The sequence below is a fragment of the Pedobacter borealis DSM 19626 genome (genome assembly GCF_000708285.2).
Lineage (GTDB): Bacteria > Bacteroidota > Bacteroidia > Sphingobacteriales > Sphingobacteriaceae > Pedobacter > Pedobacter borealis.
Map to the genome: position 1 here is coordinate 1 of NZ_JAUG01000126.1, position 9468 is coordinate 9468.

The 9468-nt window shown below is 37.3% G+C and carries 7 protein-coding genes; 3 read left to right on the forward strand and 4 right to left on the reverse strand.

All coding sequences use genetic code 11. The features are described from left to right. Positions 1 to 367 precede the first annotated feature (367 nt). The 4 genes from AW17_RS21900 to AW17_RS21915 form a co-directional block, all read right to left on the reverse strand. Positions 368 to 982 carry a hypothetical protein gene (locus AW17_RS21900; RefSeq protein ID WP_029280147.1) on the reverse strand — a complete coding sequence of 205 codons (615 nt, stop codon included), beginning with the start codon at positions 980 to 982 and terminating at the stop codon, positions 368 to 370. 73 nt (positions 983 to 1055) lie between these two features. Then, complete coding sequence (locus tag AW17_RS21905; RefSeq protein WP_029280149.1) at positions 1056 to 2405, reverse strand: dihydrolipoamide acetyltransferase family protein; 1350 nt, start codon at positions 2403 to 2405, stop codon at positions 1056 to 1058. A 56-nt stretch (positions 2406 to 2461) separates the two neighbouring features. Continuing rightward, positions 2462 to 3706 (reverse strand): competence/damage-inducible protein A, encoded by a 1245-nt coding sequence (locus tag AW17_RS21910; RefSeq protein WP_029280151.1) that lies wholly within the window; start codon positions 3704 to 3706, stop codon positions 2462 to 2464. Between the two features lie 3 nt (positions 3707 to 3709). Continuing rightward, positions 3710 to 6370 carry a putative LPS assembly protein LptD gene (locus AW17_RS21915; RefSeq protein ID WP_029280153.1) on the reverse strand — a complete coding sequence of 887 codons (2661 nt, stop codon included), beginning with the start codon at positions 6368 to 6370 and terminating at the stop codon, positions 3710 to 3712. Between the two features lie 29 nt (positions 6371 to 6399). Between AW17_RS21915 and AW17_RS21920 the strand changes: the two genes are divergently transcribed. From AW17_RS21920 to AW17_RS21930, 3 genes are all read left to right on the forward strand, one after another. Then, complete coding sequence (locus tag AW17_RS21920; RefSeq protein ID WP_029280155.1) at positions 6400 to 7308, forward strand: N-acetylmuramoyl-L-alanine amidase family protein; 909 nt, start codon at positions 6400 to 6402, stop codon at positions 7306 to 7308. Positions 7309 to 7320: 12 nt separating this feature from the next. Further along, positions 7321 to 8097, forward strand: coding sequence for an N-acetylmuramoyl-L-alanine amidase family protein (locus tag AW17_RS21925; RefSeq protein ID WP_029280157.1), 777 nt, complete (start codon positions 7321 to 7323; stop codon positions 8095 to 8097). A gap of 168 nt (positions 8098 to 8265) precedes the next feature. Further along, the gene (locus tag AW17_RS21930) at positions 8266 to 9219 is read left to right on the forward strand and encodes an MlaD family protein (protein WP_029280159.1); all 954 of its coding nucleotides are present in this window, start codon (positions 8266 to 8268) and stop codon (positions 9217 to 9219) included. Positions 9220 to 9468: the final 249 nt, after the last annotated feature.

Consider the following 9468-nt stretch of genomic DNA (forward strand, 5'->3'; position numbering starts at 1 on the left):
CGCGCTTACACTTGACAGAGCTCATTCAGATCTCCTGGGGTAAGGCAATCCGCTTTCTATGGATGTGGCCCCTGTATCTACGTAGTGATATTCTGTGCAGTATAGGGCTTTTGTTTGTCATGCAACATCACCCATATCACCTCGCCTTATATACAGTTCCTGTTCGTAGGGCCCCATATTTGCCGCCAGCTTCCTTCGGATTCGCAGTCGCCCACGACACCCTTGCTATTGGCTAACACTTCCTACTGCAAAGTGTGTTCGGGACTTGCACCCTATAGCTGATTGCCATGCCCAGCGCACATGAAAGAAGTCAAGTTTTAAAAACTTGACTTCTTAGTATATTTTCGCCATGACGATTAGCGATTATTTAAGCGCTTATCGGCAATTCTGCTGCTAAGGCAGCAACCCAATTTTCGAATAAAGCTTTTTCGATTTTGATTACTTCAGCTGCATGATTTTCCCAGTCATCAGAAAAACTAACCAGCTGGTTCATCATTTCTTCTAAGTGGCCTTCCTCTTCTAAAATAATCGATTTTACGTTTACCTTGCTTTTAGCTTCATCTAAAACCGCTTGATAAATTGGATACAATTCATCGGCACGCACTTCAATCGCATAGGTAACAAATAAATAGGCAGCGAATTTTAAATCGTAACCGGAAAGGTTAAATACAGCTTTTAAATAACGACAAACCGCAATGTCCAAAGCATGCAAATAGTACTTTGTATGATTTGGAGATAACAACTCGGCATTGGTGTAAGTTTTACAAAGCGCCTCGTCAATCTTCGAAATCTGCTTTTTTAAATAATAAGCATGGCGGTGTTCTTCTGCAGCGTGTTTAAGAATAATCAGGTTTACATTTTCTTTATGCTCTGAAGCTGAAATTTTCTTTGCACCTGCATTTTCCATATAAGATAATGTATTTAACCATTTGGCATGCAATACGTTATCTGAAACTATCGATTTTAAATTTGAAGCTAACATTCTTGGTTGTTAAACTGGTAAATTGTTTAATTGTTGACCTTACACCAACTGAAAACTGTTAATTGTAAACTGACTAAATTTCTCTGTTCAGGTCCCAGCTTTCTAAATAATCTGCTACTCTACGCACAAACATTCCTCCTAAAGAACCATCTACAACCCTGTGATCGTAAGATAACGACAAGAACATCATATGTCTGATCGCAATCACATCACCATGTTCGGTTTCTAAAACAGCTGGTTTCTTTTTAATGGCGCCAACGGCTAAAATAGCCACCTGAGGCTGGTTAATAATTGGTGTTCCCATTACATTGCCGAAGCTACCTACATTGGTTAACGTAAAAGTGCCACCTTGCGTTTCATCAGGCTTTAATTTAGAGTTTCTCGCTCTTGCAGCTAAATCATTAACTGCTTTTGTTAAGCCAACCAAATTTAACTGATCGGCATTTCTAATTACAGGAACAATTAGGTTTCCACTTGGTAAAGCGGCAGCCATACCAATATTGATATCGCGTTTTTTGATAATCTGTGTACCGTTAACCGAAACATTGATCATCGGGAAATCTTTTATGGCTTTGGCAACTGCCTCTACAAATATTGGCGTAAAGGTTATTTTTTCATTTTCACGCTTTTCGAAGCTATTTTTTACTTTATTGCGCCATAAAACCATATTGGTTACGTCGGCTTCAACAAACGAAGTTACATGCGGTGAAGTTGTTTTACTCATTACCATATGATCGGCAATTAGTTTACGCATCCTGTCCATCTCAATAATTTCGTCGCCACCACTAACACTGGTTGTTGATGTTTTGTTTACAACTGGTGCTGAACCTGCTTTATTTTCAGCGGTTTGGTTTGTTGGTGGAGTGGGCGCTGTTATGATAGCTGTTTTAGTTAAAATTGGCGATGCTCCAATTTTATTGGTAATGTAATCTAATAAATCATCTTTATTTAACCGTCCATCAGCACCAGAACCTTTAATCGCATCAAGCTCTGCTAACGAAATATTTTCTTGTGCAGCAATACTTTTAACCAAAGGAGAATAAAAGCGGTCAGATGAACTAAAATCAGTTGCTACAGTAGTATTTTCTGATGGCAGTTGTGCAATTCCAGGAATAGTTTCGATTTTTTCTTCAGCTATTGGCTTTTCTACAACCGGAGCTTCTATTGTAGCGGTTTCTCCACCTCCAGTTTCAATAATGGCAATTACATCGCCTACCTGGGCAACTTCATCTGCAGCAAATAACTGTTTTACCAATTTACCGGCAACCGGAGAAGGAACTTCAGAGTCTACCTTATCAGTAGCGATTTCCAGAATGGTATCATCTAAATCAATAGAATCACCTGGTTGTTTTACCCATTTAATCACCGTTGCTTCCGCAACACTTTCACCCATTTTTGGTAACAATAGTTCGTATTGAGCCATATTAAATTACAGTATTTTATATTGGTAATGCTACAAAAATACAGTTTTTATTCTTTTTAAACTGTTTCTTTAAGGAGATTTAATAACATGGCCAATGCCGATGCTGCAGAACGTTCGATGTTTTGAATACGTTTGTTACTGAAATTAAACAACTTAGCTACAGTTTTGTGTTTTGAAGAAATTGCGATCCATACCGTGCCAACTGGCTTGTCTTCAGTTCCACCATCTGGACCGGCAATGCCACTAACCGCAATAGCATAATCTGTTTTGAAATGTTTAATTGCACCTTCGGCCATTTCTGTAACGGTTTGTTCGCTCACGGCGCCAAAGGTATTTAAAGTACTTTCTTTTACACCAAGGATAGATTCTTTAAGCTCGTAGGCATAGGCTACTGCCCCGCCCCAATAAACCGAAGAAGAACCGGGGTGCTGCGTAATCAGGTGTGCTATGTACCCACCGGTACAGCTTTCTGCTGTAGATAAAGTTAAACCCTTGCTCTTCATGAGATTCAGGATCGCTTTTTCCAAGGGAATATCTTCATCTGTTACTACAAACTTATTTACTTTTGAAATGATCTGTTTGGCGTAAAGCTCAACTTCTTTAAGTAACGCTGTTTCGTTATCGCCTTTGGCCGATAAGCGCAAACGTACTTGTCCTAATTTTGGCAGATAAGCCAATTTAATGTGCGCTGGCAAGCTGTCTTCAATTTCCTCGATCTCTTTGGCCAGAAATGACTCGCCTATATTTGCCGTAAGAATAGTTTTATGTACAATAAACGGCAGCTTAAATCTGCTCGTAATCCTGGGTAGAATTTCGTCATCCATCAGGTACATCATCTCGTAAGGCACACCAGGCATCGATACAAAAATGGTGTCGTTTTGTTCAAACCACATGCAAGGCGCAGTACCATTTTTGTTTACAATAACCTCACAACCATCAGGAACATCAGCTTGCTGAATATTGATATCCAATAAAGGGCGTTTGTATTTTTCGAAAATCTGACGAACCATTTCCAGTGCTCCGGGATCATTGCGAAAGCCCATATTGAAATACTTTGCCAAGGTTTTCTTGGTAATATCATCTTTGGTCGGGCCTAGTCCACCAGTAATTAAAACAATATCTGCACGCTTTTCGGCAAGTTCAAGGGCTTCAATAATATGTTGCTCATCATCAGAAACTGAAGTAATCTGTTTAACGGAAACGCCAATTAAATTTAGCTGTTTAGCCATCCAGGCAGAATTGGTATCAACGATTTGGCCAATGAGAATCTCATCACCAATGGTAATAATTTCGGCTAGCATAATTTATCGGTATGTGCTGTAAAAACCTTGTCTTTTGCTCAATTTCAAATCCTGTAGTATTGATGCCTTAACTTTTATGGTAAGAGAATAACTTTTGTAAGCACCGTATGGAACCCAGTTTACACTCATATCCCAACAATGTAAATCGCGGTAAATAGCTAAATTCATTGGGGTTAAGCCATTGTTCTTAAAATCGTAACCTGAGTTAAAAGTAACTTTCCACTTTGGTGTTAAGTTAACATCGCCATTAAAGTTTAGTGTATTCGAAATTGTATTGTTGTTTCCGTCATTCGAATATTGAAAACTGTAAGAAAAAGAGAAATTCCAGGGAATATTAAAATCAACGAAAGCATTCGGATCACGGCTTATAGCCGCTAATTGTTCCGATTGTATATCGTTCAATCCTTTTTTATTGGCTGCTTCACCTAATTTATCATTAGCCTCGTTTTTACGTTTTAATGCCTCTGGATTTAAACTATAATCGAATGAGAAGCCAAAGTTAGTTAAACGTGGCAGGAATTTGTTTTTTTGGAAAAATAAACGATCCTCTCTTATTTTAGTGATTTGACCGTTAACCGTTGTGTCTTTTAAAGCATATGGATCTAATGTTCCATTATAATTTATCCCCAATTTATCGGTAAACTGCGACCGCCCACTGAAACCAATGGTTGATAATTTATAAGAAGGAGCCAGGAAATTATATGAACCGCTAAAACTCAAACCTTGAATAATCGGGATCTTTTTTGATCCTGTTCCAGTCGTATCGTTTTTATTCCTCACCTTCAGTTCTACGGTATTGTCCAAGCCAAAACCAATGGAAGCATTAGGGCCGCCAAAAGAGCCCGGCTGTGCCATACCATCAAAAATGGAATATTTTAAAGGTCGTCCACTAGTATAAATTTGATTACCATTTTGGTCTATGGCAGGTCTATAGGGCCCTGCTCCTGCTTTGGTAAAATCCGGAGAATAAGAGAAGGAAACATTCGGAGTCATTACATGCCTCAACGCCTGGATTTTGCCAGCTGGATTAAAATCTCTTCTTCCATAAATTTTAGTCGACATACTGGTTGATAGGCTGTAGCTGCCCGCTCTTTTAAATCCACTGAGGGTATCTTCTCTAAAAGTATAAGTATTATCGGCAAACTGCGTATATCTTCTATTTACACTCTGAAAATTCCAAACCTCATTATAGGTGCCACCCAAACTAAAGTTTAAATATTTTAAGGCAGTGAAAGACATGTTTACCGGAATACTATGCGAAAATCCACTTCTTAATCGCTTTAAACCATCATTTTGGAACAATAAACTATCAAAAGTATCAATTCTGTTGGTTCCCTGTAGGCTATAGCCAACCGTTATTTTTTCATACCATTTTTGTTCGCCGACTGCATCTTTAGGTCGAAATGGGTTAAATGTAGGTACGTTGAATGTCATTTCTGGCAATCTTAACGATATTGCTCTTGTACTTAAAGTCTGATCACTTGATGCAGCCAAAGAGAAGTTCATCCCGTTCGAATAGGCTTTCGCATAACTAATACTGCTACTTGTTGAATTGGTTGCGATGGTATTAATGTCGTAAGTAGTACCTGCTGCAGTATTTTTATAGTATCCTCTTTTTCCTGTTGATACCAATCTTACACTGGCGCTAAATGTAGTACCTGGATTGGCATTGGCATTTTGACTATGGCTCCAATTGATGCTAAAGTTTTTGGTTGGGTTTCTAAATGCCTCGGTACCTTCTAAACCATCTTTAAAACTTGAATAAGCTAAATTAATGTTACCATTGTATTTATATCTCTTAGTATAATTACTCAATACACTAGTTTCATAAGAACCATTGGTGTAAATCGACCCCATTAATTTGGCATCCCAATAATCGTTCAATCCGAGGTAATAACCACCGTTTTGTAAGAAAAAACCCCTGGTTGCATCTTCGCCCGGTGTGGGAAGGATTACACCCGATGTTCGTTTGTTAGGTTTTGGAAAAAAAGCAAAAGGTAGCCCCAGAAAAGTGGGGATATCTTCGATAATCATGTAAACCGGCCCGGTAATAATCTGTTTCTCTGTTACCACCCCTTTAGAAATCATTAATCCAAAATGCGGGTGCGGTAGATTACAGGTACTGTACATTACATTTTTAATGTGCAGCTCATCATCTATTTGCTTTTTACTCTGCCCACCAGAGAAGAAACCTCCCTCTTGTTCAGAAAAAACACCGTATACTTTAGCCCGGGTTGTTTCTGAATTGTAAAAAATAGAATCGGCTATGGCTGTTCCATCAGCACCCGATTTGAAGATTGGTTTTCCGGTATACCTACCCGTTTTTGGATCTTTAATGCCTCGCGCAAATATGGAATTTTGCTTTTTATCGTATTTGATATAAGCCGCATCTAGCTCAAAATCACCGTATACCACCCTTGCGTTACCGTATAAATACACAATGTTTTTATCGGCACTCATTTTTACCGAATCCTCCGCTTTGTATTCAACTTTTTGGTCGATACTGCTGTTATTTTTACCTGTCTTTTTAGTCGTATCTTTTTTGGTTGTGTCTTGCTGAATGATTTGTTGCAATGAAAAATGAGAAAATGCGTTAGCTTTACCAACAACAAGTGTTAATAAAATGACAGATATTAGTAAAATAGAGCTCTTAAGAAGTTTCAAATTCGTATTTGAATGTTATTTTTGCACAAATGTTTAATCAAAAACGTTCAAAATTAGTGAAAAATATACCATTGATGTATCTTAAATCCATTTTAACAATTATTATTTACTTAGTGTTATCAAATTCAATTGATAATCAGGTGTTTGCGCAAGAATATAAAATTAAAACAATTGTGATCGATGCCGGTCACGGTGGTAAAGATGGTGCAACCCACGGTGTATATTCGAAGGAAAAAGATGTGGCGCTTAAAACGGCATTGAACCTTGGCCGCGCGCTTCAAGATAGTTTGAAAGATATTAAAGTTATTTATACCCGAGAGTCGGATGTATTTATTCCTTTATATGAGCGTATCAACATTGCAAATAATGCAAAAGCCGATTTATTTATTTCCATTCACTTAAATGATATGCCAGTTAGGGTATCGAGGGTGGTAGATTATTATAAAAAAGTAAGGGGCAGAAAAGTACCAGTTTACAGAACCGTTACTTCTAAAAGCACTTCAACGAGGGGAACAGAAACCTTCGTGTCGGGAACTCGCCGTTTAGGTGAGCAGGATGAGGTGATCAAACGGGAAAATGCATCGATGTTTTTGGAAGAAAATTATCAGAAAAACTATGAAGGGTTTATTGCAAATACCCCCGAAAGTGACATCATGTTATCGTTAATGAAACAAACCAATAGAGATAGGAGTTTAAAGTTTGCTTCAATGCTTCAACAAGAATATGTTAATGCAGGCCGAATTAACAGAGGTGTACAAGAGAAAAGCCTTGCGGTATTGGCCCGTGCAGCTATGCCTGCTGTGTTAACTGAAATTGGTTTTGTGAGTAATCCAGATGAAGAAGATTATATGAATTCTCCTGAAGGACAAAATGAAATTGTAAATGGAATTATTAAAGCAATTAAAAATTATAAACGTATAGCTGAAACATCATTTTAATATCCCTCCTGCATGAAGATTAAACTTCTGATTACAATACTTTTATTTTCGTTACTAGTTGCTGAAAAAGCGCCTGCTCAGGGTTATAAGATCAAAACAATTGTTATTGATCCTGGTCATGGCGGCAGAAAACCCGGAGCCTCTGGTAGTTTTTCGAAAGAAAAAGATGTTGCGTTGAAGGTTGCATTAAAATTAGGTGCCTTATTAAAGGAGCAGATGCCGGATATTAAAATAATTTTCACACGTAAAACAGATATAGATGTTGATTTGTACAGGCGGGCAGAAATAGCGAACGAAGCTAATGCAGATCTTTTTATATCGGTACACTGTAATTCAATGCCTCCAGGCAACAAGCATATCAAAGGAGTAGAAACATTGGTTGCGGGATCGCACCGGTTAAAAGAACAGGATGCCGCCATACGTGAGAATGCCGATATTAAATTGGAAAAGAACTACAAAAGTAAATACGATGGGTATGATCCAAGTAACCCGAGTAGTTTTATTCTTTTATCGCTTTTAAAAAATGCCTTTCGGGACAAAAGTATTAATTTTGCCAAGCTAATACAGAACAGCTATATCAAGCGGGATGAGCGATTAAGCCGTGGTGTTAAAGAGCAGGGCGTTTTGGTGCTGCAGCGTTGTGGTATGCCCGCCGTTTTAACAGAAGTGGGTTTTATCTCGAATACAGAGGAAGAAAAATATATTAATTCCCAAAATGGACAAAATGAAATTGCCAATTCTATTTTGGAAGCAATAAAAACATACAAAAAAAATATTGAGGTTAAATAAGTGGCATTATAAATGATGTTTATTTTACCTTTGGAAAAAATATAAAACAGATACCAAACAAATCGTGCAGCCTTTGTGTATTTATAGGGTTTAGCACAAGAATTAATTACGCTCTAACAAGTGAAGAAAAGATACCTTCAGCGCTTGTAGCCATTAAATAAAACACTCATGAAGATTAAGAACGAAACCAAAGTAGGTATTTTAGCTGCATTTGCCATTGCTTTATTAATAATTGGATATAATTTTTTAAAAGGAAATTCAATTTTTTCAAATGAAACTACATTATACGCAAAATACACAAGGGTTGATGGTTTAAGTGTTTCAAAACCTATCCTGATTAATGGTTATCAGATTGGCCGGGTGGCCAAATTGGAGCTACAGCCAGACGGTAGTATTATTGCAACCTTAAGTGTAAACAGCAAATATGAAATTCCCGAAAATAGTATTGCCCGCTTAGAAGGTACAGATCTTTTAGGCAGTAAGGCCATTGTAATGTCTTTAGGTAATTCAAAAAAGATGGCCGAAGATGGTTACACCTTAAACGGAAATGTAGAAAAGGGCTTAATGGAACAGGTACAACCGGTTCAAAAGAAAGCGGAATTAATTATCAGTAAAATGGATTCTATTCTGAGTAGTGTGAACTCTATTCTGAACCCTAACTTCCAGAAAAACGTTGATAAAAGCTTTAACAGTATTGCTGGTACATTGGCTTCGTTAGAAAACACATCGAAAAAAGTTGATGGCTTAGTAGGTTCAGAAAGCGCACGTATTGAAGCGATTTTTAAAAATGTTGAAGGTATAACGGCCAACCTTAATAACAATAATCAAAAAATCAGCGATATCTTAACCAACATTAATACCGTTACCGATAAGTTTGCAGCAGCTAACTTTAAACAAACCTTAGATAATGCAAACAATGCTATCACTGATTTACAAAGTGTAATTTCAGGAATTAAAGATGGAAAAGGCAGTTTAGGATTGTTGTTAAACGATGATAAAATGTATCAGAATTTAAATAATGCTTCAAAAAATCTTGATGAATTAATGATCGATTTGAAAGCCAATCCTAAACGTTATGTACACTTCTCGGTATTTGGAGGTGGCAACAAAAAAGACAAGTAATTAATTTTTATAAATTCGAAAGCCTTACAGTTTTAAATTATAAGGCTTTTTTTATGGTCATAGTTCTAATATGCCTATTTCCTGTCTTCCGCACTGGGACACCCAGTTTCAAAAGTTGAATAATTGGCTTAAGTATTTCTGCTCTTCATTCAAGATTAAAGTTTGCTCGACCACTTCATTATTTAATGGATTAAGAACCTTCAATGAATAAATAGTTTTTGCAATTTCAATCGCTTTCTCTGGACTAAG